This is a genomic window from Mesorhizobium sp. M7A.F.Ca.MR.245.00.0.0, from assembly GCF_003997415.1.
Lineage (GTDB): Bacteria > Pseudomonadota > Alphaproteobacteria > Rhizobiales > Rhizobiaceae > Mesorhizobium.
This window is the reverse complement of record NZ_RZTE01000002.1, coordinates 98,346-120,425: the sequence shown is the minus strand read 5'-3', so window position 1 is coordinate 120,425 and position 22,080 is coordinate 98,346. Positions and strand designations below refer to the sequence as shown.

At 63.0% G+C, this 22,080-nt stretch carries 17 protein-coding genes; 5 read left to right on the top strand and 12 right to left on the bottom strand.

Features of this window, described 5'->3' with window-relative positions; genetic code table 11:
- Positions 1-4: 4 nt before the first annotated feature.
- Both EOB80_RS03615 and EOB80_RS03610 read right to left on the bottom strand, forming a co-directional pair.
- On the bottom strand, positions 5-3,364 hold the full coding sequence (locus tag EOB80_RS03615) for a transglutaminase family protein (RefSeq protein WP_127326692.1): 3,360 nt from the start codon (positions 3,362-3,364) through the stop codon (positions 5-7).
- A 112-nt stretch (positions 3,365-3,476) separates the two neighbouring features.
- Complete coding sequence (locus EOB80_RS03610; RefSeq protein WP_127326691.1) at positions 3,477-4,673, bottom strand: acyl-CoA dehydrogenase; 1,197 nt, start codon at positions 4,671-4,673, stop codon at positions 3,477-3,479.
- A gap of 138 nt (positions 4,674-4,811) precedes the next feature.
- Between EOB80_RS03610 and EOB80_RS03605 the strand changes: the two genes are divergently transcribed.
- Positions 4,812-5,723, top strand: a complete 912-nt coding sequence (locus tag EOB80_RS03605) for a LysR family transcriptional regulator (RefSeq protein ID WP_127326690.1) — start codon at positions 4,812-4,814, stop codon at positions 5,721-5,723.
- Here EOB80_RS03605 and EOB80_RS03600 read toward each other — a convergent pair whose 3' ends face one another.
- The 8 genes from EOB80_RS03600 to EOB80_RS03565 form a co-directional block, all read right to left on the bottom strand.
- Positions 5,724-8,051 (bottom strand): Tex family protein, encoded by a 2,328-nt coding sequence (locus tag EOB80_RS03600; protein WP_127326689.1) that lies wholly within the window; start codon positions 8,049-8,051, stop codon positions 5,724-5,726. It lies immediately after the preceding gene.
- Positions 8,052-8,178: 127 nt separating this feature from the next.
- The gene (locus EOB80_RS03595; RefSeq protein ID WP_127326688.1) at positions 8,179-9,360 is read right to left on the bottom strand and encodes a serine hydrolase; all 1,182 of its coding nucleotides are present in this window, start codon (positions 9,358-9,360) and stop codon (positions 8,179-8,181) included.
- Between the two features lie 37 nt (positions 9,361-9,397).
- Positions 9,398-10,594 (bottom strand): serine hydrolase, encoded by a 1,197-nt coding sequence (locus EOB80_RS03590; RefSeq protein WP_127326687.1) that lies wholly within the window; start codon positions 10,592-10,594, stop codon positions 9,398-9,400.
- A 236-nt stretch (positions 10,595-10,830) separates the two neighbouring features.
- On the bottom strand, positions 10,831-11,865 hold the full coding sequence (locus EOB80_RS03585) for an extracellular solute-binding protein (RefSeq protein WP_127268195.1): 1,035 nt from the start codon (positions 11,863-11,865) through the stop codon (positions 10,831-10,833).
- Between the two features lie 28 nt (positions 11,866-11,893).
- Positions 11,894-12,697 (bottom strand): ABC transporter permease, encoded by an 804-nt coding sequence (locus EOB80_RS03580; protein ID WP_127268194.1) that lies wholly within the window; start codon positions 12,695-12,697, stop codon positions 11,894-11,896.
- The gene (locus tag EOB80_RS03575; protein WP_127268193.1) at positions 12,690-13,610 is read right to left on the bottom strand and encodes an ABC transporter permease; all 921 of its coding nucleotides are present in this window, start codon (positions 13,608-13,610) and stop codon (positions 12,690-12,692) included. The genes EOB80_RS03580 and EOB80_RS03575 overlap by 8 nt, the downstream gene beginning before the upstream one ends.
- Positions 13,610-14,704 (bottom strand): ABC transporter ATP-binding protein, encoded by a 1,095-nt coding sequence (locus tag EOB80_RS03570; protein ID WP_127326686.1) that lies wholly within the window; start codon positions 14,702-14,704, stop codon positions 13,610-13,612. Before EOB80_RS03570 ends, EOB80_RS03575 begins: the two co-directional genes overlap by 1 nt.
- Before the next feature lie 141 nt (positions 14,705-14,845).
- The gene (locus EOB80_RS03565) at positions 14,846-16,525 is read right to left on the bottom strand and encodes an amidohydrolase (RefSeq protein ID WP_127321801.1); all 1,680 of its coding nucleotides are present in this window, start codon (positions 16,523-16,525) and stop codon (positions 14,846-14,848) included.
- Positions 16,526-16,679: 154 nt separating this feature from the next.
- Here EOB80_RS03565 and EOB80_RS03560 point away from each other — a divergent pair, with 154 nt between their 5' ends.
- The 4 genes from EOB80_RS03560 (at position 16,680) to EOB80_RS03545 (ending at position 20,528) form a co-directional block, all read left to right on the top strand.
- Positions 16,680-17,441, top strand: coding sequence for a TetR/AcrR family transcriptional regulator (locus EOB80_RS03560; RefSeq protein WP_245466235.1), 762 nt, complete (start codon positions 16,680-16,682; stop codon positions 17,439-17,441).
- Between the two features lie 26 nt (positions 17,442-17,467).
- Positions 17,468-18,499 (top strand): histone deacetylase family protein, encoded by a 1,032-nt coding sequence (locus tag EOB80_RS03555; protein WP_127326685.1) that lies wholly within the window; start codon positions 17,468-17,470, stop codon positions 18,497-18,499.
- 551 nt (positions 18,500-19,050) lie between these two features.
- Positions 19,051-19,761: a helix-turn-helix transcriptional regulator gene (locus EOB80_RS03550; RefSeq protein WP_127268993.1), complete on the top strand. Its 711-nt coding sequence runs from the start codon at positions 19,051-19,053 to the stop codon at positions 19,759-19,761.
- Positions 19,758-20,528, top strand: a complete 771-nt coding sequence (locus EOB80_RS03545; protein WP_127326684.1) for a helix-turn-helix transcriptional regulator — start codon at positions 19,758-19,760, stop codon at positions 20,526-20,528. The genes EOB80_RS03550 and EOB80_RS03545 overlap by 4 nt, the downstream gene beginning before the upstream one ends.
- Before the next feature lie 34 nt (positions 20,529-20,562).
- On the opposite strand, the gene EOB80_RS03540 is transcribed toward EOB80_RS03545, so the two are convergent.
- Positions 20,563-21,000 carry a hypothetical protein gene (locus tag EOB80_RS03540; RefSeq protein WP_127268991.1) on the bottom strand — a complete coding sequence of 146 codons (438 nt, stop codon included), beginning with the start codon at positions 20,998-21,000 and terminating at the stop codon, positions 20,563-20,565.
- Positions 20,997-22,079: a flagellar biosynthesis protein FlhB gene (flhB, locus tag EOB80_RS03535; RefSeq protein WP_127320968.1), complete on the bottom strand. Its 1,083-nt coding sequence runs from the start codon at positions 22,077-22,079 to the stop codon at positions 20,997-20,999. Before flhB ends, EOB80_RS03540 begins: the two co-directional genes overlap by 4 nt.
- Position 22,080 lies beyond the last annotated feature (1 nt).

Below are 22,080 nucleotides of genomic sequence, written 5' to 3'. Positions count from 1 at the left end.
CTGATCAGAGTCTTGCCGGCCGCCGAAGGTCAAGGGTCATCGGGAAATCTTCCGCCGGTTGTTCTTCACGGATCACATAGGCGGATGGCGTATGGCCGCGCGGTTCGAAGCGGGCGAGCCGCCGAGCTTCCGCCTCGTTGCCATTGACCGGAAAGGTGTCGTAATTGCGCCCGCCGGGATGGGCGACGTGGTAGACGCAGCCGCCGACCGCACGTCCCGACCAGCGGTCATAGATGTCGAAGACCAGCGGCGTGTTGACCGGCAGCGCCGGATGCAGGCCCGATGCCGGCTGCCAGGCCTTGAAGCGGACACCCGCCACCGCCACTTCGCGATTGTCAGTGACCTTCATCGGCACGATGCGGCCGTTGCAGACGATCGCGTGGCGCTCCGGATTCAACCCTTCGGTCTTGACCTGCAGCCGTTCGACCGAGGAATCGACGAAACGCACGGTGCCGCCGATCGCGCCTTGCTCGCCCATGACATGCCAGGGTTCGAGCGCCTGCCGCAGTTCCAGCTTGATGCCGGCATGCTGAACCTGACCGCAGAACGGGAAGCGGAATTCGAGCTGGGCGTCGAACCATTCGGGCCTGAATTCGAAGCCGTTGAGCTTGAGGTCGTCGAGCACGTCGAGGAAATCGGCCCAGACATAATGCGGCAGCATGAAGCGATCATGCAGCGACGTGCCCCAGCGCACGAAGCGGCCATCGAGCGGGCTCTTCCACGCGCGGGCAATGATCGCCCTGACAAGCAGTTGCTGCGCGAGGCTCATGCGCGCATTGGGCGGCATCTCAAAACCGCGGAATTCAACCAGTCCCAGCCGACCGGTCGGTCCGTCCGGCGAAAACAGTTTGTCGATGCAGATTTCCGAACGATGCGTATTGCCGGTGACGTCGGTCAACAAATTGCGGAACAGCCGGTCGACCAGCCATGGCAAGGGTGCGTTGCCCCGGTCCGGATGCGGTACCTGCGCCATCGCGATCTCAAGCTCGTAGAGCGAGTCGTGACGCGCCTCGTCGAAGCGTGGCGCCTGGCTGGTCGGCCCGATGAACAGGCCGGAGAACAGATAGGACAGCGACGGATGGCGCTGCCATTGCAGCACCAGGCTCTTCAGCAGGTCCGGCCTTCGCAGGAACGGGCTGTCATTGGGTGTCGCACCGCCGACCACGACATGGTTGCCGCCGCCGGTGCCGGTGTGGCGGCCGTCAATCATGAACTTGTCGGCGCCAAGCCGTGTCTGCCGCGCTTCCTCATAGATCGCCGTCGTCGTCGCCACGCAATCCTGCCAGTTGGAAGCAGGATGGATGTTGACTTCGATGACGCCGGGATCAGGCGCGACGCGGATGACGTTGAGGCGCGGATCGTGAGGCGGGCCGTAGCCCTCGATATGCACGGGAAGGCCGATCGCCTTCGCCGCGTTCTCGGCCGCAGCGACCAGTTCGAGATAGTCTTCCAGCGCCTCGACCGGCGGCATGAACACGCAAAGCCGCCCATCGCGCGGCTCGACCGAAAGCGCGGTGCGCACCGCGCCGCCGATCTCGGTGATCTCCTGCTCGACCCGGTCCTGCTGGCCGGTCGCAGCGGTGAACGATGCCGCTTGCTGGCGGCGCGCCATCTCGTCGGCACCTTCCAGTTCAGCCGGAGCCGCCGAGGGCAGGATGGCTTCACGCGCGGGCAGCGGTCCGCGTGGCAGCGACGGATCGACCGGCACGATGTAGGGGAATTGCTCCGGCGGCACATAGGGCAACGTGCCGAGTGGCAGGCGGTAGCCGACGGGTGAATCGCCGGGTACCAGGAACAGCCGGCCGCGCCGCGTCTTCCATTTTTCCGAGCGCCAGCGCGGATCCGATGCCTGGCTATTCCAGCGCTGCACCGGCAGCACATAGCCGGACGGCTTGGTCAGCCCGCGTTCGAACACTTTCGCCATGCGGCTGCGTTCTTCCGGGTCCTCCAGCCTGGAGTTGGACGGATCGACATTGTCGGGCAGCTTGCCTTCCTTGAGCAGCCATTCGGCCGGATCCTCATAGGCTTCGCTGACCATGGCCTTGTCGATGCCGAGTTCGCCGGCAATCGCGGTGAGCAGGCTTTCGGCCTGCTTCGGGCCTATATCGGCCTCGCTCTTTTCGCGTGCGATCAGGGACGGATCGCTCCATACCGGCTGGCCGTCGGCACGCCAGTAGAGCGAAAAGGTCCAGCGCGGCAGGCTTTCGCCCGGATACCATTTGCCCTGCCCGTAGTGGAGAAAGCCGCCGGGCGCGAAGCGCTCGCGCAGTTTACGGATCAGTTCGTCCGCCTTTTCGCGCTTGGTGGGACCGACGGCGGCGGTATTCCACTCGGCCGACTCGAAATCGTCGATCGACACGAAAGTCGGCTCGCCGCCCATCGTCAGCCGCACGTCGCCGGCGGCAAGCGCTGCATCGACCTTGTTGCCCAACGCATCAAGGGCCTGCCAGCTTTCGTCCGAAAATGGCTTGGTGATGCGCGGATGTTCGGCGATGCGGTCGACCCGCATCTCGAAGCCGAATTCGACATTGGCGAAGCTTGCCAAGCCGGAAATGGGAGCCGCGTTGCGGAAATGCGGCGTCGCCGCCAGCGGCACATGGCTTTCGCCGGTGAGCAGGCCAGAGGTCGGATCGAAGCCGATCCAGCCGGCGCCGGGAAGATAGACCTCGCACCAGGCATGCAGATCGGTGAAGTCTGTCGCCGTTCCCGGCGGACCGTCGAGCGCGATCAGATCGGGCTTCAGCTGGACCAGGTAGCCGGAAACGAAGCGCGCGGCGATGCCGAGGTTGCGTAGGATCTGCACCAGCAGCCAGCTCGAATCCCGGCACGACCCTTTTTTCGCGGCCAAGGTCTCTTCCGGCGAGAACACGCCGGTTTCCATCCGCACGATATAGGCGATCTCGCGCTGCAGCCGAGCATTGAGGTCGACGAGGAAATTGACGGTATTGGGGGCGCTGCGATCAATGGTGTTCAGCAGCGCCGACAGCAGCGGTCCCGCCGGTTCCGGCGTGCGATAGATGGCGAGATCGTCGCGGATTTCTTCCGGATACTCGAATGGAAACGCCTCGGCCGACGGCTCGACGAAGAAATCGAACGGATTGTAGACCGTCATGTCGGCGACGAGGTCGACCTCGATCTTCAACTCCGTCACCGGCTCCGGAAACACGAAGCGGGCTAGGAAGTTGCCGTAGGGGTCCTGCTGCAGATTGACGAAGTGGTTGGCCGGCTCGACCTTGAGCGAATGGCTCAGCACCTTGGTGCGGGAATGCGGCGCCGGCTGCAGCCTGATGATCTGGGGCCCGAGAACCACCGGCCGGTCGTACTTGTAGTGGGTCAGGTGGTAGACAGCTGCCAGAATTGCCATGGAGCCCCGGAATTCAGCGTTTCAAACGATTTCGCTGAACCCTGACACATCTGGCGACCATTCTCCAAGCAGAGATGTTGCGGTGCACCTAATTTAAGCAACGGTTGCCGGCTCAGAAAAACGCCTGTATCCCCGTCTGCGCCCGTCCCAGGATCAGCGCATGCACGTCATGCGTGCCTTCATAGGTGTTGACCGTCTCCAGGTTCTGCGCGTGGCGCATGACGTGGTAGCCGATCTGGATACCGTTGCCGCCATGCATGTCGCGGGCCTGGCGGGCGATGTCGAGCGCCTTGCCGCAATTGTTGCGCTTGACGATCGAGATCATTTCCGGCGCCATCTTGCCTTCATCCAGCAGTCGCCCGACGCGCAAGGATGCCTGCAGCCCAAGCGCGATCTCGGTCTGCATATCCGCCAGCTTCTTCTGGTAGAGCTGCGTGCCGGCCAGCGGCTTGCCGAACTGCTTGCGATCGAGACCGTATTGGCGGGCGCGGTGCCAGCAATCCTCGGCGGCGCCCATCGAGCCCCAGGAAATGCCGAAGCGAGCCCGGTTGAGGCAGCCGAACGGTCCGCCAAGGCCTTTTGCGTTGGGCAGCAGCGCGTCTTCGCCGACCTCGACGCCTTCCATCACCACCTCGCCGGTGATCGACGCCCTCAGCGACAGCTTGCCGCCGATCTTCGGCGCCGAAAGCCCCTTCATGCCCTTTTCCAGCACGAAGCCACGGATCTCGTCCTTGCCGTTCTCGCCCTTCAGCTTCGCCCAGACAACGAACACGTCGGCGACCGGCGCGTTGGAAATCCACATCTTCGAACCGGACAGCTTGTAGCCGTTGGCTGTCCCCTCGGCGCGTGTCTTCATGCCGCCCGGGTCGGAGCCGGCATCCGGCTCGGTCAGGCCAAAACAGCCGATCCACTCGCCGCTGGCAAGCTTGGGCAGGTACTTCCTGCGCTGTTCGTCCGAGCCATAGGCGTAGATCGGATACATCACCAGCGACGACTGCACTGACATCATCGAGCGATAACCCGAGTCGACACGTTCGACTTCCCGCGCGACCAGCCCATAGGTGACGTAGTTCGCGCCAAGCCCGCCGAATTCCTCGGGGATGTTGATGCCGAGCAGGCCGGCCTCGCCCATTTCGCGGAAGATCGCGGTATCGAAAGTTTCGTTGAGGTAGGCGTCCTCGATCCGCGGCGCCAGCTTGTCGGCGGCGAAGGCGGCCGCGCCGTCGCGCACCATGCGCTCGTCTTCCGAAAGCTGGCCCTCGATCAGGAACGGATCTTCCCAGACGAATGCGTTCTTGTCGGCGGCCATCGCGTTTCTCCCAAACCAATGCATGTCGCTCAAAACGATGACATGCATGAAGCAAAATGTTGGCCCGTTCTATCGGCCTGCGTCTCGAAAAAATCAAACGAAATTGATTCACCGATCAATGAGCTCTAGGAATGGATCATGAGTGTACAACGCCGCCTTTTGCCCAACATAAGCGCCCTTGCCGCCTTCGAGGCTGTGGCCCGGCTGGGCAGTTTCACCGCTGCCGCCCAGGAGCTCGATTTGACCCAAGGCGCAGTCAGCCGGCAGATCAGATCGCTTGAAGACCAATTCGGCCGCCGGCTGTTCGAACGCGACAGCCGCAATGTCAGGCTGTCGACATCGGGCGAAATCTACGCCGAGGCGGTGCGTTCAGCACTTGGCCAGTTGCGTGACGCAGCCCTTGGATTGATGAGCAATCGGCATAGCGGCATCCTGAACCTTGCCATTCTGCCGACCTTCGGCACGCGCTGGCTGATGCCGATGATCCCCGATTTCGTAGAAAACAATCCCGATATCACCATCAATTTCGTCACCCGCGTCGGCCGCTTCGACTTCGCCAGGGAGAGGCTGGATGCCGCCATCCACTATGGCCTGCCGGACTGGCCCGAGGCCGACTCGACACTGTTGGTGCGCGAAACCGTGGCGCCGGTCGTGTCGCCCGAATTCCTCGCCGGCCGCGCCATCGCCTCACCGGCCGATATCGGCCGCCTGCCGCTGCTGCACATGGCGACGCGTCCTGGCGCCTGGACCGAATGGTTCGAGCATCAGGGCCTGAGCGCGCCGACCGGACCGGGCATGCAGTTCGAGCAGTTCGGCACCGCCGCCCAGGCCTGCATGGCGGGGCTCGGCGTGGCGCTGCTGCCGCTGATCCTCATTGCAGGCGAACTGCAGCGCGGCCAGCTGGTGCCGGCGCCAGGCCGGCCCATGCAAAGCCGCAGCGCCTACTATCTCGTCGTCCCACACGACAAGCGCGGCCATCCGCCGGTCGCCAGTTTTCGCGACTGGCTGCTGGGCCAGGTCGAGAAGGAGCCGGCCGTTCTGGCGTGGTAGTTACTTCCGCTTCAGCGCATCCGCCAAGGCAGCACCGAATGCGCCTTGCTGTGCCGGCCGCTCCGGCTGACGTTGCTGCGGTGCCGGCGAACGTGGTGCCGGCCTGCCGCCACCATTGTCGCGTAGCCCGCCACGCGGTGCGCCACCCTCGCCGCCATCCTTGCGCATGGAAAGCGCGATGCGCTTGCGCTTGATGTCGACGTCGACGACCCGCACCTTGACCACATCGCCGGCCTTCACGACCTCATGCGCGTCCTTGATGAACCGGTCTGCCAGTTGCGAGACATGCACCAGCCCGTCCTGATGCACTCCGATATCGACAAAGGCGCCGAAGGCGGCCACATTCGTGACCGTGCCTTCAAGCAGCATGCCGGGCTTCAGATCCTTGATGTCGTCGATGCCGTCGGCGAAGGTCGCCGTCTTGAAGCCTGGGCGCGGGTCGCGACCGGGCTTTTCCAACTCCGCCAGGATGTCGCGCACCGTCGGCAGGCCGAAACGCTCGTCGACGAAGACGCGCGGGTCGAGTGCCTTCAGCGCGGCACTATCGCCCATCAGCGACCGCACATCGCGCCCGCAGGCGGCGACGATCTTCTTCGCCACGCCATAGGCCTCCGGATGCACCGACGAGGCATCGAGCGGCTCGCTGCCATTGGCGATGCGCAGGAAGCCGGCGGATTGTTCGAAGGCGCGCGGTCCGAGCCGCGGCACCTTGAGCAGATCCTTCCGGCTGGCGAACGGCCCGGTCGCATCGCGATGCGCAACGATCGCGTCGGCCAGAGACGCGCCGAGACCTGAAACGCGCGCCAGCAGCGGCGCCGAGGCGGTGTTGAGGTCGACGCCGACGGCGTTGACCGCGTCCTCGACCACCGCTTCCAGCGAGCGGCCGAGACGGTACTGGTCGACATCGTGCTGGTACTGGCCGACGCCGATCGATTTGGGCTCGATCTTGACCAGTTCTGCCAGCGGATCCTGCAGCCGCCGGGCAATCGAGACGGCACCGCGCAACGACACGTCGAGGCCGGGGAATTCCGCCGCCGCCGTCGCCGATGCCGAATAGACCGAGGCGCCGGCCTCGCTGACGATCACCTTCAGGGGCTTCGGACCACCATCCGCCGGCATGTCGGACAGCATCTCGGCGACCAGCTTTTCCGTCTCGCGGCTGCCGGTGCCGTTGCCGATCGAAATCAGCTCGACCTTGTGCAGCCGGATGAGCTTGGCGAGTTCCGCCTGCGTGCCGCGCACATCGTTCCTGGGCGGGAACGGGTAGACGGTCGTCGTGGTCAGCACCTTGCCGGTGCCGTCGACCACCGCCACCTTGACGCCGGTGCGGATGCCGGGATCGAGCCCCATAGTGGCGCGCGAACCGGCGGGCGCCGCCAGCAGCAAATCCTTGAGGTTACGGGCGAACACATGGATCGCCTCTTCCTCGGCCCGCTCGCGCAGGTCGCGCATCAAATCGAGAGTCAGGTGCAGCGACAGTTTTATCCGCCAGGTCCAGCCCGCCACCTCCATCAGCCAGCGGTCACCCGGCAGGCTGCCTCCGATGGCATAGGCATTGGCTATCATCCGCTCGACCGGCTTCACCGGCGACGTATCATCGGCATCGACCTCGATGTCGAGCGACAGCACTTCCTCGTTGCGGCCACGCAGCATCGCCAGCGCGCGATGGCTCGGCACATTTGCCCAGCGCTCGACATGGTCGAAATAGTCGGAGAATTTCGCACCGGCTTCCTGCTTGCCGTCGACCACCCTGGCGCGCATGAAGGCGCGCTCCTTCATGTAGCTGCGCAATTTTCCGACCAGATCGGCATTCTCGGCGAATTGTTCCGACAGGATGTCGCGCGCCCCTTCGAGCGCTGCCTTGGTATCGGCCACCTCTTCGCTGACATAGGCCAGCGCCAGTTCGGCAGGCAGCAATGAGCGGTTCGCCAGGATGGCTTCGGCCAGCGGCCCCAGCCCGCGCTCCCTGGCGATCTCGGCCTTGGTCCGGCGCTTGGGCTTGTAGGGCAGGTAGATGTCCTCAAGTTCCGCCTTGGTGCTGGCGGCGACGATCTTGCCTTCAAGCTCCTCGGTCAGCTTGCCCTGTTCGCGGATCGAGCCAAGGATGGTGTCGCGACGCGCATCGAGTTCGCGCAGATAGGCAAGGCGTTCGGCAAGATCGCGCAATTGCGTGTCGTCGAGCCCGCCGGTGACTTCCTTGCGGTAGCGCGCCACGAACGGCACTGTCGCGCCCTCATCGAGCAGTTCGATCGCCGCGGCCGCCTGTTCGGGCCGCGCGCTGATCTCGGCCGCGATGATGGCTGCAATGCGCTTGATGTCGGATGCCATGTCGTACCTGCTCTCGTCCAAAGAGCGGCGACCATAGGCGCAGACGTCCGGTCCGCCAACCGCCGCGTTTCCATGAGCCCGGCGGGTCCACAGGAAAGCGCGCGCTAATGTGGCGGCCAGGCGAGGATCAGACCATCCGGCTCAGCGCCTCGAAGAAGGCGACGATTTCGACATCGAGCGGATCGTCGACCGGCTCGGGCTGCGACGACATCTTGGCGATCACCACTTCGGTCCTGGGATCGACATACAGCCACTGGCCATGAATGCCGATGCCGCAATAGGCGCCGTTCGGCAAGCCCGTCTGGTACCATTTGTTGCGATAGCGGCCCTTCGGGAACAGCGGCTGCATCGCGCCGCGCTGCCAAGCGTCGGAACTGCCGCCGCTAGCAACCGTATCGCGGACCCAGGCTTCCGGCACGATGCGGCGGCCATTGGCCACCCCGCCTTGCCGCATCATCTCGCCAACACGCGCCAGGTCGCGCGGCGTCACCGAAATACCGCCGGCCGTGCGCGCCGTGCCTTCCATGTCGACGCCGATCGAGGCTTCGCTGACAGCGCCGAGCGGCAGCCACAGCTTCTCGCGCATCAGGTCGGTGAACCGCTGGCCCGACGCGCGCTCGAGCAGCAGTCCGAGCAGGTCGGAATTCGGCGAGCGGTAGCGGAAGGTCTGGCCATGCGGCTCTGCAAGGCGTTGCAAGGTCAAAATGAATTCGCGCAGGCTCTCCGTGCCGCCGCCCGGATTCCACAGCGTGGCGCGACGATAGCGGGCGAAAGCGCTCTCCGGATCGAGATAGGCCTCCTCGAAATCGAGGCTGACGCTCATGTCGAGCACATGCCGCACGCTCGAATCGCCATAGGCAGAGCCGGCGGCTTCAGGGATGTAGGCCGTCACCGGCGCTTCCGGGTCGAATACGCCCTCGCCTTCCAGAATGCCGGCAATGATGGCGGTCAGCGACTTGCTGATCGAAAAGATGATGTGGCGGGCGCCGAAATCCATATGCGGGGCGAACCAGTCGCCGACGATCTTGCCGTCTTTCATCACCGTCAGTGCGTCGGTGCTCGAACGCGCGAGAAATTCAGCCACTGTCTCCGATGTGCCGGCGATCGCGACCTTTTCGCCGAGCAGGCCGCCCATATCGCGCACGGGGGTTTCGACAACGCCCGACGTCGCCGCCACGCGGGCGGTCGGCACCAGTTCGCCGAGGTTCTGGAACGACCACCGGTTGAAGGGGTTCTCGCGCCAGTTGGCGAGCACCACCTGGTTGCGCCGGAAGCCATAGCGGGTCTCGAACACGGTCTTGCCGGTCATGGCGTTTCCTTCCGGGTCGTTTCTTCTTTGTGGGGGCTCAGCGAAGTGCCGTGGCGATAGCGTGCACGGCCTTCAGCGTCGCTATGGAATAGGCACCATTGGCGAAATCCGGCCAGGTCGAAAGCTTCACCACGACCATTCCGGTGTTCCAGTCGATATGGATCATCTGACCGAACACGCCGCGGCACATCAGTGCGCGCGAGCGCGGATCCTCGATCCAGAACTGGTTGCGATAGCTGCCCTCCGGCAGGCTGGGGCTGAAGTCCGGCCCATGCCTGCCGTTGCGCGTCGCCTCGACCCAGCCGGCCGGCACGACGCCGCCACCATTGTCGAGGATCAGCTGGCCGAAGCGGCCATAGTCGCGCAACGTCGCGTTGAAGCCACCGTCGGCCACCGCATAGCCGGCGCTATCGACCGTGAAGCAGGCGCTTTCATCAGCGCCGAGCTTTTGCCAGAGTTCTTCCGAAACTACCTGCGGCAGCCGTTTGCCCGTCACCCGCTCCATGATGAAGGCAAGCACGTCGGTCTCGATCGAGCGGTATTCGAATTGAGCCCCGTGCGGGCGGATCGTGTCCTTCAAGCCGAGGATCAGCTCGAACATGTGCGAGGGCCAACGAAAGGCCGGATCGCTGTCCGGCGGCACCGGCTTCCAGCCGGTGGCGACATCGACCTGGCCGATGTCGGAATAGCGGTCGGTATATTCCTCTGAGAAACGGACGCCGCTGGTCATGTCCAGCACATGCTGGACGCTGGCGCCGGTCCAGCCGGTAACGCCGAGTTCCGGCAGGTAATCTGTTACCAGTCTGGCCGGATCGATCAGGCCGCGCCCGACCAGTATGCCGAACACCGAACCGGTAACGGACTTCGCCATCGACTGCGACAAGTGCAGCGTGCGCTCATCCATGCCGTTGAAATAGCGCTCATAGGCGACCTTGCCGTCCTTGAGCACCAGAAAGCCGTCCGTATAGGTCTCGTCGAGCAACCCGGCGAGCGTCGTCGGCATGCCCTCGCTGTCCTCGACCGCCAGCCCGTCGAGATCAACCTCGGCGCGTTCGAAGCGGTGGCGATGGCCATTGCCGCGCCAGACTTCGGCGGTCGGCAGAATTTCACGGATGTGCTGGAACGCCCAGCGGTTCCACGGCGGCCGGTCCCAGTCGAGCTTCGGCGGTACCATGGCGGGCGGCGAGCCCTGCATGATCGGCGGCCGCGCGTCGCTGTTGCGGTATGACTGCATGAGAATCCCCTGCCGCCGCATGCCGCTCTTCAGTTCACTTGAATGAGGGCGGTCTGCACAGCGGACGAAAAAGCCCCCGATTGGGCCTTTCGAGTGACGAACGCCCGACGCCATGGCGAAGAGCAATGCCGGCAGGCCAGGTGAGGGGCGGCGCGAACGCTGCGAATTCAGCGCTACCCCTCACACGGCCCTTGACCCGCCGTCTTCCAACTCGCGCGGAAGAAGGCGGAGTGCCGCTATTTCTGAACGTCCGTCCAGATGCGCGTGTAGAGTTGCTGCACCTCGGGCGAGCAAGGGGTGAGGAACTCGCCCGCTTTCTCCAGTTCTGGCGGTACCACCAGTTCGGGCGCATCCTTCATGTCGGCTGGCAAGAATGCCTGCGAGCCCTTGATGCCATTGGCATATTTGGCGAAGGCGGAGATCATGGCGGCGTTCTCGGGATCCATGATGAAGTTCATGAACAGCTTGGCGTTGTCGACATTCTTGGCATCCTTGAGGATGGCAACACTGTCCATGAAAAAGGGGAAGCCCTCCTTCGGGTAGCCGAACTTGATGTCGGGGTTCTTGATGCGCGAGCGCATGATGGCGCCGTTCCAGTAGTAGACGGCCGAATAGTCGCCGGCCGGTAGCTTATCGGTCACGCTATAATCCATGGCCAGCCATTTCGGCTTGGCCTCCACCAGCTTGTCGCGCACTTTCTTGAGCAATTCCTTGTCGTCCGTGCACCAGTTGCCGCCCAGATACTTGATGGTGGCGAACAGCACGTCGTTCATTTCCGGCGCGACATTGATCTTGCCAACCAGTTCCTTCGGCGGATCGAGGAAGATGGCCGAGGTGTTGATGTCGCCGTCATAGACCTTTGTGTTGACGCCGATGCCGGTCACGCCCCACTGCCACGGAACCGTATAATGACGGCCCGGATCCCAGGGAACGTTCACCCAGCGCTCGTCGACATTCTTGAAGTTCTCCATCTGGTCGGGCCGGGCCTCAAGCAGAAGCCCTTCCTTCACCCAGATCGGCACGTAGTTGGCCGACGGCACCACAATGTCGAAGCCATGACCACCGGCGCGTACCTTTGCTAGCGCGGTGTCGTTGGAGTCGTAGTCGGTGGTCGTCACCTTGACCTTATAGGTATCCTCGAACTTCTTGATCATCTCGGGGCTAGTGTAGTCGCCCCAATTAAAGATGCTGAGTTCGCCTTCCGCATACGCGCTGCCCGCAAAGGCAAACATTGCGAATACCGCCGTGGCAGCCGTGGTCTTCCATTTCATTGCTATTCTCCCGTTTGGCAATCGTTGGTTATGGCTTGCGCCTATTGACGAAGTAGAACACGGTTACGAGCACCACCGACAGCGCAAGAAATACCGTGGCGATCGCATTGATTTCCGGGCTCGTTTCGCGCCGCAACTGGCCGAGCATGTAGGTGGGCAGCGTATCCTGGCCGCCGGACTTGACGAATTCGGTGATGACCACATCGTCGAGCGAAATGACGAAGGCGAGCATGAAGCCCGCGATGATGGCCGGCCTCAAGAGCGGCAGCGTCACGAAACGGAAGGCTTTCCAGGGCGTGGCGTATAGGTCGGCGGCTGCGCGCTCCAGCGTCAGGTCCATGCTGTCCAGCCGCGCCCGGATCGGCAGGTAAGCGAACGGGATGCAGAAGGCGGTGTGGGCGGCGATCAGGTAACCGAGTCCTGAGTAACCGGTCCAGACCTTGATGCGCGAGAACACGATCAGGAGCGCGACGCCGGTGACTATCTCCGGCACCATCAGCGGCTGGTTGATGAAGGCGTATTTGAAGGTAAGGCCGGGATAGGGCCGCGTGCGGGTCGTGGCCAGAGCAGCCATGGTGGCGGCGATCGTCGATAGCGCGGCGGCCGAGACTGCCAGCACGAGCGAGCGGACGGAGGCGTCCTGCACAGCCGAATTGTGCCAGGCCGAAATAAACCAGCGCAGTGAGACGCCATCCCAGCGCGAAAGCGAATCCGCCGTGTTGAACGAATACGTGACGAGCGCCGCGATCGGCAGATAGAGCGCGAAGAAGGTCAGAAGCGCCATGAACCCGAAGCCGGGTTGCGCCTGGATGTCGAACGGACGCTTAGCCATGGGCTCCCTCCGACCGGGATGCGTTGCGCACGTAGAACAGGAGCGCGATCATCACCAGCACCATGAGCGTAATTGAGATGGCCGCGCCAAGCGGCCAGTTACGGCCCGCGCCGAACTGCAGTTCGATCAGGTTGCCGAGCATCATGTTCTTGCCGCCGCCCAGCACCCGCGGAATGACATAGGCACCAAGCGAGGGAATGAAGACCAGTATCGAGCCGGCTATGACGCCGGGCTTGATCAACGGGAAGACGATGCGGCGCAGAACCTGCCAGCGACCGGCGTAGAGGTCATATCCGGCCTCGACCAGCCGGAAGTCGAGCTTCTCCATCGAGGCGTAGATCGGCAGCACCATCAGAGGTAGGTAGACATAGATCATGCCGAGCAAGATGGCCGCGTCGGTATTCATGATCTGCAGCGGTTGCTTGATGATGCCGAGCGCCATCAGCGCCGTGTTGACCAGCCCTTCGTTGCGGATCACCTGCTGCATGGCGAAGGTGCGGATCAGGAGATTAGTCCAGAACGGAATGGTGACGAGGAAAACCCAGACCTCGCGCGTCTTCGGCGGTCGCGTGGCGATGAAATAGGCTGTGGGGAAGCCGAAGAACAACGTCAGCACGGTGGTGTAGAACGACAGGCTTATCGAACGCCAGAAGATCGACAAATGCGCATCGGCGAAGGCCAGAGTGTCGTCGAAGATGTCGCGCTGCAACAGCACCGACAGCCAGCCATCGGTGGAGAATTTCCACACCACGCCGCCATAGGGGCCCGGCGTCAGGAAGGAATAGATCACGACGATCAGCAGCGGGCCGGACGCCGCCAGGAAGATGATGATCAGTGCCGGCGCCGACAGCACCCACCGATCGCGGATATCTCTGCGTTCGGCTTCCTTGGCGACTTCTTCCGCGCTCGCCATCAGTCCCTCACCACTTGCGCGGCGTCATTGCCGATCACGATGCCGACCTTGTCGCCGCGCTCGAAGCCGCAGCCCGCGCTGCGCGTGTTCTGCTGGCGCACGGTGAAGACCTCGCCGCTGTCGAGCCGCACATATATATGAGTGTCGGTGCCGAAATAGACGATGTTGTCGACAGTGCCGGACAATTCGCCCTTGTCCTTGGTCAGCTTGGCATGCTCGGGCCTCACCACCACAGTGGCGTTGTCCTTCGGCTGGAAGCCCTCGGCAACGGTCGCCTCGATGGTCGCGCCGGATTTGAGTGTGGCGCGCGCCTTGCCATTGCCGATGTTCGAGACCGCGGCGGTGAGAAAGTTGGTTTCACCGATAAAGTCGGCGACGAAGCGCTCCGCCGGCTTGTCGTAGATGTCCCACGGCGAGCCGACCTGCAGGATCTTGCCCGCCGACATCACCGCAATGCGATCCGACATCGTCAGCGCTTCTTCCTGGTCATGGGTGACGAAGATGAAGGTGATGCCGGTCTCATGCTGCAGTCGTTTCAATTCGATCTGCATGTCCTTGCGCAGCTTGAAGTCGAGCGCCGACAGCGGTTCGTCGAGCAACAGCACCTTCGGCTGCGGCGCCAGCGCCCGCGCCAGAGCCACGCGCTGCTGCTGGCCGCCGGAAATCTGGCCGGTGCGGCGGCCGGCGAGAGCTTCCATCTTGACCAGCTTCAGCATCTCGGCGACGCGCGCCTTGATCTCGGCCTTCGGCTTGCCCAGCATTTCCAGGCCAAAGCCGATATTGTCGGCCACCGTCATATGCGGGAACAGCGCGTAGGACTGGAACACGGTGTTGACCGGCCGCTTGAAGGGCGGCAGCGGCGCGATGTCCTGGCCGTAGAGCAGGATCTCACCGGCGGTTGGAAAGTCGAAGCCGGCGATCAGCCTGAGCAACGTCGTCTTGCCGCAGCCGGATGGCCCCAGCAACGTGAAGAATTCGTTCTCGCGGATAGATACCGAGACCGTGTCGAGGGCAGCTACCTGCCCCTCACCTGATCCGAAAATTTTTCTGACGTTTACTACTTCAATCGCATTCCGATCCGGTTTGTCCGGCACGATTACGCCTCACTGTTGACCCCGCTCTTGCTGGCGGAGCTTTTCCCCTGTTCGATGTGACCACATGGCCGGTGGGTTGGCAAGCCCGGCATTGGGTCACAGTTCAATCAGTCATTGAGGCCTGCAAGCCCCATGCCATAGTCAGGCCTGATAGGTGACCTTGCCGCCGCAAATCGTCGTCACCGGCCGCACCTTGTGCAGGTCGGCCGGGGCGGTGTTCTCGATATCCATCGACAAAACCACCAGATCGGCCATGTAGCCTGATTTCAGCGTGCCCTTGCGGTGCTCGGCGAATTCGGCATAGGCGCCCTCGATCGTGTAACCGGCGATCGCTTCATGCAGTGAGAAACTCTGGTCCGGGTCGCTTTCTGCCCACGGTTTGCGCAACACCGCCGCCTGAATGCCCAGGATCGGATCGATCGGCGACACCGGCCAATCGGATGCGAAGACGACATGCGCGCCGGCATCCTTCAAGGTCCGCCAGGCATAGCTCAGCGGCCAGCGCGCCGGTCCGATGCGCGATACCGTCGGCTCCAGTGGAAAATCCATTGCGCCCGGCGGATGCGGCGGTTGCATGGAGGCAATGACGCCGAGTTCGGCGAAACGCGGCACATCAGCGGTGGTGGTGACCTCGATGTGCTCGACGCGGTGACGGCTGTCGCGCTTGCCGTTCGCCTTCTGCGCCGCCTCATAACCGTCGAGCACCGCGCGCACCGCGCCGTCGCCGATCGAATGCACGGCGATCTGCAGCCCGCGTCTGTCGACCGCGACGGCCAGATCGATGAACTGTTGCGGCGTGAACAGCGGCTCGCCCACCCAGTCGAGCCGGTCGGCATAAGGCTCGACCATGACAGCTGTCCAGGAATCGAGAACGCCGTCGTAGAACACCTTGACCATGCCCGACGACAGCCATTCGCTGTTGTAGCGTTCGGCCATATCAGAGGCCTTGTCGAGCATGTCGAGCGTCATGAAATTCTTGTAGTGGAACGGGATCTTGACGCGGCAGGGCAAGCCTTCCTCGGCGTCGATCTCGGCCAGCAGCTCAAGCTGATAGAGATTGCCGTCCATGTTCTGGATCGAGGTGATGCCGTGGCGGGCGCACCAGGCGAGCCCGCGCCGCATGATGTCGCGGTCGGCGTCCCGCTCCGCCGTCGTCGGCATCGGGTCCGGCTCGCCGCCGGTCGACAGCCCCAGCCGCACCCGGCCTTCGCCGGCAAGATCGAGCACCGGGCCAAAGGCCTCGCCTTCGCGCAATTCACCGGCGGCCAGACCATCGTCACCCATGACGATCTCATTGCCCGGACCAAGCGTGCGCCCCTGCAGGATGCCGGCCATTTCCAGCGCCTTGGTGTTGGCCCACATGGTGTGATGGTCGGGCGCCGCCATGCAGAACGGGCGATCGGGCAAAATGGCGTCGAGGTGATGGCGCGTCACGCGCTCGCTGCCGAGCACGGTGTAGTCGACGCCCTGGCCGACCAGCATCTTCGCGTCGGGCCGGGTCGGCGCATAGTCGCGGATCGCCTTCTGCAGCGCCTCGAAGCCATGAATACCGGTGAGTTGAAGGTGGGCAAGTTCAGCCCCGCCCGAAAACAGATGCATATGGGCTTCGATGAACCCCGGGACCACCGAACCGCCCTTGGCGTCGATGACCCTGGTGGCCGGTCCCTTGAACTCTTCGATGGAGGCGCGGCTGCCGATGGCGACGATTGCGCCATCCTTGACGGCGACAGCCTCGGCGGTGGGATTGTCGTCGTCGATGGTCAGTACACGACCATTGATGACGATCAGATCCGCATTGTGACCCGCACCTGTGACAGACATCGCGACTCCGCGCTTTTGACGACTGACTGAGACCGACAACCTCTTGTCCAACGACCTGCCACTCCACCGGAGCGGCGCCATGGGACGAAAAAGAATGCCAGCGCGCTGTCTTGGAAATTCCCCTTGTCATCCCAAGAGGCAGCGTGGATAAAGAATGCGACTGATTATTCGCGTTTGTCAACATACCGAATCTGGAATGTATTGTGGACAGCAAGCTCCCACCATGTTGAGACCGGGCGGGGAACGAGGACATCAAGCCGTGAAGCGCAGTCTCGACCGCAAAACCAGGATAGCGCTCGAACCGCGCAAACAGCCGCGGCAACAACGCTCCAGCAAGGTGGTCGACCGGATTCTCGACGCAGCGCTGGTCTTGACGCGGGAGCAAGGAACCAAGACGCCGACGACGCTCGCCATTGCGCAGCGCGCAGGCTTGTCGGTTGGTTCGATCTACCAATACTTCCCCAACAAGGAAGCCATTCTTCTGGACCTCGCCCGGCGCTGGCTGTCATCCTTCCCCGAGGTGATCGCCAAGCGTATCAAGGTCGCCCCGCCCACCAACCGTGAAGAGTTTCGGCGCGAAGTGCGCAAGCTCTTCATCGACACGTCCAGACTCTACCTCGAAAACGCCAGCCTGATGCCGGTGATCGAGGCCATTTCAGGCAACGCCGACCTCAGGCCGATCCAAAACGAATATGACGAGCAGATCATCGCGCTCTACGCCGCATGGCTGCAGCATGTGAACCCGGCGCTTGAAAACAAGATCGCCAGCCGGCTCGGCGTGCTGATGATGGACGTCGGGCACGCCTGCCGGCTTGTCGGGCTGAAAAGAGACCGCAAGACATACGACCTCATCGAGGACGATGTGGAAAGAATGTGGCTCGCTCTGGTGAGCCCTTATCTCAATCTTGAATCTTGACTGATTTCACACTTCGAGAGGAATTTATGAAGACTGTTTTCTCCCCTCTGCACGCCGGCCATGCCGGCCAAATGGAACTGGTCACATCAGCCATCGTGCCGGGTTTCGAAAAGCCATCGCGGGCCGAATTCATCAAGGCACGGGTCGAAAGCGAGAAACTCGGTCCCATCATCGCGCCGCACGAACATGACCTCGCCGCCGCCAAGCGCATCCACAAATCGGACTATATCGACTTTCTCCCGACAGTCTGGCCGCAATGGCTGGAAGCAGGCCTCACGGGCACGGCGATGCCCTTCACCTGGCCGACGCGCGGCCTGCGCGGCGACGTGCCGCCAAAACGCATCGACGCCCTGCTCGGCTATTATTCCTTCGATGCCGGCGCCACCTTCGTCGAAGGTACCTGGACGGCGATCAAGTCTTCCTACGACGTGGCGCTGACCGCCGCCGGCTTGGTCAAGGATGGCGAGGCTTCCGCCTTCGCGCTCTGCCGTCCGCCCGGCCACCATGCCGGGGCTGGCTTTATGGGCGGCTATTGCTACATCAACAACGCCGCCGTCGCCGCGCAATGGTTCCGCGACCAGGGCGCCAGACGCATCTCGATCCTCGACGTCGACTATCACCACGGCAACGGCACGCAGGAGATCTTCTACGACCGTGCCGACGTCCAGGTGCTCAATCTGCATGGCGATCCGATGGTCGAGTACCCGTTCTTCCTCGGCCATGCCGACGAACGCGGCGCGGATGCCGGCGAAGGCTTCAACATCAACTATCCGATGCCCTTCGGCACCGACTGGGATGCATGGAACGCCTCGCTCGAGGATGCCTGCGCCAGGCTCACCGCTTATGCACCGGATGTCGTCATCGTCTCGCTGGGTGTCGATACGTTCGAGAAGGACCCGATCAGCCAGTTCAAGCTGAAGACATCGGACTATCCCAAGATCGGCCGCCGCATCGCCGGGCTCGGCCTGCCGACGCTGTTCGTCATGGAAGGCGGCTATGCCGTCGAGGAGATCGGCATCAACGCGGTCGGCGTGCTGACCGGGTTCGAGGATCGGTAAATGCCTGTCGTCCAGGAGCATCTAGCGGTTTTGGGACAACGACAGGCATAAGCAAGGGACGGCCGGGACCGGGCGGCAATATCGCCCGGTTCCCACTATCGGGCCAAGGCACCAGCCTTCGGCACGGCAACCGGCGCGCCCATCTGTTCAATGCTCCCGAGCCTGGCGAAATCGACCGGCCGCCGAAATGGCCGCCGAAGATTTTCGCGTCCGGTCTTCTGTCCGAGGCGCGAAGACCGACCTCTGAGTCGCACCTGAGTCCCCCGGATTCGATTTTGTCAAATCGCGTTTGATGTCAGATTCAACTGCGGGTAGATTAGAACCGAATCAGCCGGTCCTTGGGGGGCGCGGCGACCACCCAAAGTCTCTTGTTCCGGAGCTTTTCCGGCACCAGACGCGGACGGCTTCGCGTTCCCTGAATGGATTCGGGATTTGGTTCGGCGCAGCCCTGCGCCACGCGTGTGTCTTCGTCAAAGTAATGCGTATTCGGGTTCGGCGGCTGGCTCCCAGCATCCGGACAGCAGAAACGATTCCGGCCAAAAGCAACAAGAATGAGCAGTCCCGCCGCACTTCTTCAATCCGACACATTGGGCTCGCGCCTGACGTCGCGCGGCGATCTCACCAGCTTTTTCATGCAACTGACCGCCGAGATCGGGGCCGACAGCTACATGTTGGTCGCCATTGTCCACGACCAGGACCGCAACGATGCGCGCATCGTCTCCTCCAACTGGATTTTCGATGCCATCGAGCTGATCGGCAAGCGGCTGATCGCCGGGCTCGCGCAAGGCGCGCTCACCGTCGCGCCAGGTATCCGTCCACATCCGCTCGTGGCATCCCGGGCACCAGAAACAGACGGATTGATCACCGGAGAGGAAGCCCGCCTTCTCGACGTGCTCGGCCATGCCGAAATCTATTCGCTGCGCCTTAATGTCGGTCGCCAGCGCCTGTTCGCCCTGTTCTCTGCGGCGACCGCCGGCAGCATCGACCAGCCGGCGTTGATGCGGGCGCAACTGAAATGCTGCTACGCGCTCTCGCACATCCCGCAACTGATTGCCGCTGCCGCCATGCAGGATCCGTTGTCGGATCGGGAGCGCGAATGCCTGTTCTGGGTTTCCGAAGGCAAGACCACCGACGAGGTCGCCGTCATCCTTGGCGTCTCCTCCAACACCGTCAACAGCTACATCACCCACGCCATCCAGAAATTCGCGGCCAGCAACCGCGCGATGGCCATCGCCACGGCGATCAGGAGCGGCATCATTTGAAACACGCCGATATCAAGGAAACGGCCGAAGCCCTTTTCAACGAGCAGCGCAACCCGTTCGGAGCCTTCACCCTTGGCTCCGAAACCCATCACGCGGTCACCATTCCCGATGCCGTGCGCCGCTGCCGCTGGATCGCCGTTGACATGAATGCCTCGGCTTTCGGCCTCTTCTTCGTAAGCCCCTCGCCCGAGCGGGCGCGGCTCGTGCCATGCTTTGATTCCGACTATCCGGGCATTGCCGTGGCGACCAAGTTCATCTCAGGCGCCAACGGCGAGGAGATCGTGCGCCACACCCGCCTCTCGACCGAACCGCGCTGGTGGACGGATGACGGCGTCCTTGCCATGGCGGAGCTGTTTACCACTCTCGCCTGGACCGAGCAGATGGCGGCGCTGGTGCCCGGAACCAGCGGCATCGCTTTTCCCGTGCACGCCGACCGCGGCCAATGCGGTCTTGTCGTATTCCTGGGCTCGGAGATGACCTTGCAGCAGGATGCGCTCTACGAAATACACGCCCGCTGCTTTTCGCTGTTCGCCGCCGTCGCCCGCATCCGTCCGGGCGATACCGGCCGCATGCGGGCAATCTCCAAGCGCGAGCTCGAATGCCTTAAGCTGACCGCCAACGGCAACACCAGCGAAGAGATCGCGCGGCTCCTGAAACTATCGGTGCACACCGCTAACCAGTATCTGACCCAATCGACCCAGAAGCTCAACGCCGTCAATCGCAACCAGGCCGTGGCCAAGGCGCTGCGGCTGGGCTTGATCGAATAGGGGTTTTCGACAGGCAGCTCGATAGCGACCGACGTCAGCGATAGGCGAGCGGCTCGACCTTGCGGATGCGCGCCTGTTCGATCACCGCCTCGAGCAGCGCCGTATTGTGCTCCGGGTCTTCGCCCGGCTTCTCGAACGACACGTAGTTGACCGCCACCGAAGCGCCGAGCTCGCTCAGCGTCAGCTGGAAATAGACGGTGACGCCGGGCGGCCTCAGTTCCAGATCGAGCACGATGCGCGGGCTGCCGCTCCAGTCGACATGCGCCTCGCCGCCATGGCCGAGCCGCAGAGTGCCCGGCATGAAGAACAACTCGACCGCTGAATCGACCAGGTCCGACAGGCACGCGAAATGCTCCAGCCGGATAAAGGCGATGTAGTCGGCGACATCGATCAGCCTGAGTTCCCCCACCACCTGCTCGATGGCGCTGGCGACGATGATCTCGCGAGATTTTGCGTGTGGTTGCCGGTTCATGAAATCTGTCTGCGCTCAGCCTTTTTCGAGTAGACGATCCGCACCAGTTCGGCGACGGCCTGGTAGAATTGTGACGGGATCACACTATCGACCGAAACTTGCTTGTACATGGAGCGGGCGAGCGCCACGTCCTCGAAGACCGGGATGTTGTGTTCCCGCGCGATCTCGCGGATTTTCAGCGCCACCAGATCCTGCCCCTTGGCCAGCACCATGGGTGCCGAGTCCTCGTCGCGCACATATTTCAGCGCGATCGAGAAGTGCGTTGGGTTGGCGATGATCAGCGTCGCGCGCGGCACCGCCGTCATCATCCGCTTGCGGGCCCGGTCGCGCGCCAGCGAGCGCAGCCGCGACTTGACGATCGGGTCGCCCTCGGACTGTTTGAACTCGTCCTTGACCTCCTGCTTGCTCATGCGCAGATCCTGCTTCCAGTGGAAGCGCGACCAGACGATGTCGATTGCCGCGATCAGCCCCATGACGAAGACGATCGCCACCAGGATGTCGACGGCGATGCCGCGGATGACGAGACCGAAGGCGACCGGATTGGTGATCATCCCGGCGAGCAGCTTTCGGTGGTCTTCCGACAGCGTGAAGCTCAGCACGACGATGGCAAACCCGACCTTGCCTAGTGACTTCAGGAACTCGACCCAACCCTGGATGCCGAACAGCCTGTTCCATCCCTTGGCGATCGAAATGCGCGAGAGTTGCGGCCGGATCCGCTCGCCTACGAATTGCGGCATGTTCTGGAACACCGAGGCGCCGATGCCGGCGACGGTCAGCAGCACCATCAGGCTCAGGACGGCGCGGCCAACCTCGAGGAGGACGATCTTGTAGAGCGCGATGACGTCGGTCTCGGTATCCATCGGCCAGGCTTCCGGCTTCTCCAGGAACATCGACAGGAACATGCCGAGATCGATGATCGCATCCTTGGCGTAGAAGACGGTGAACACCAGGATGGCAACGAACGAGGCAAGGAGCGCTGTCTCCCGCGAATGGGGCAGTTTGCCCTGTTCGATGGTGTCGCGGATCTTCTTTTCCGTCGCCTCTTCGGTTTTCGAATCCTTGTCGACCGCGTCAGCCATG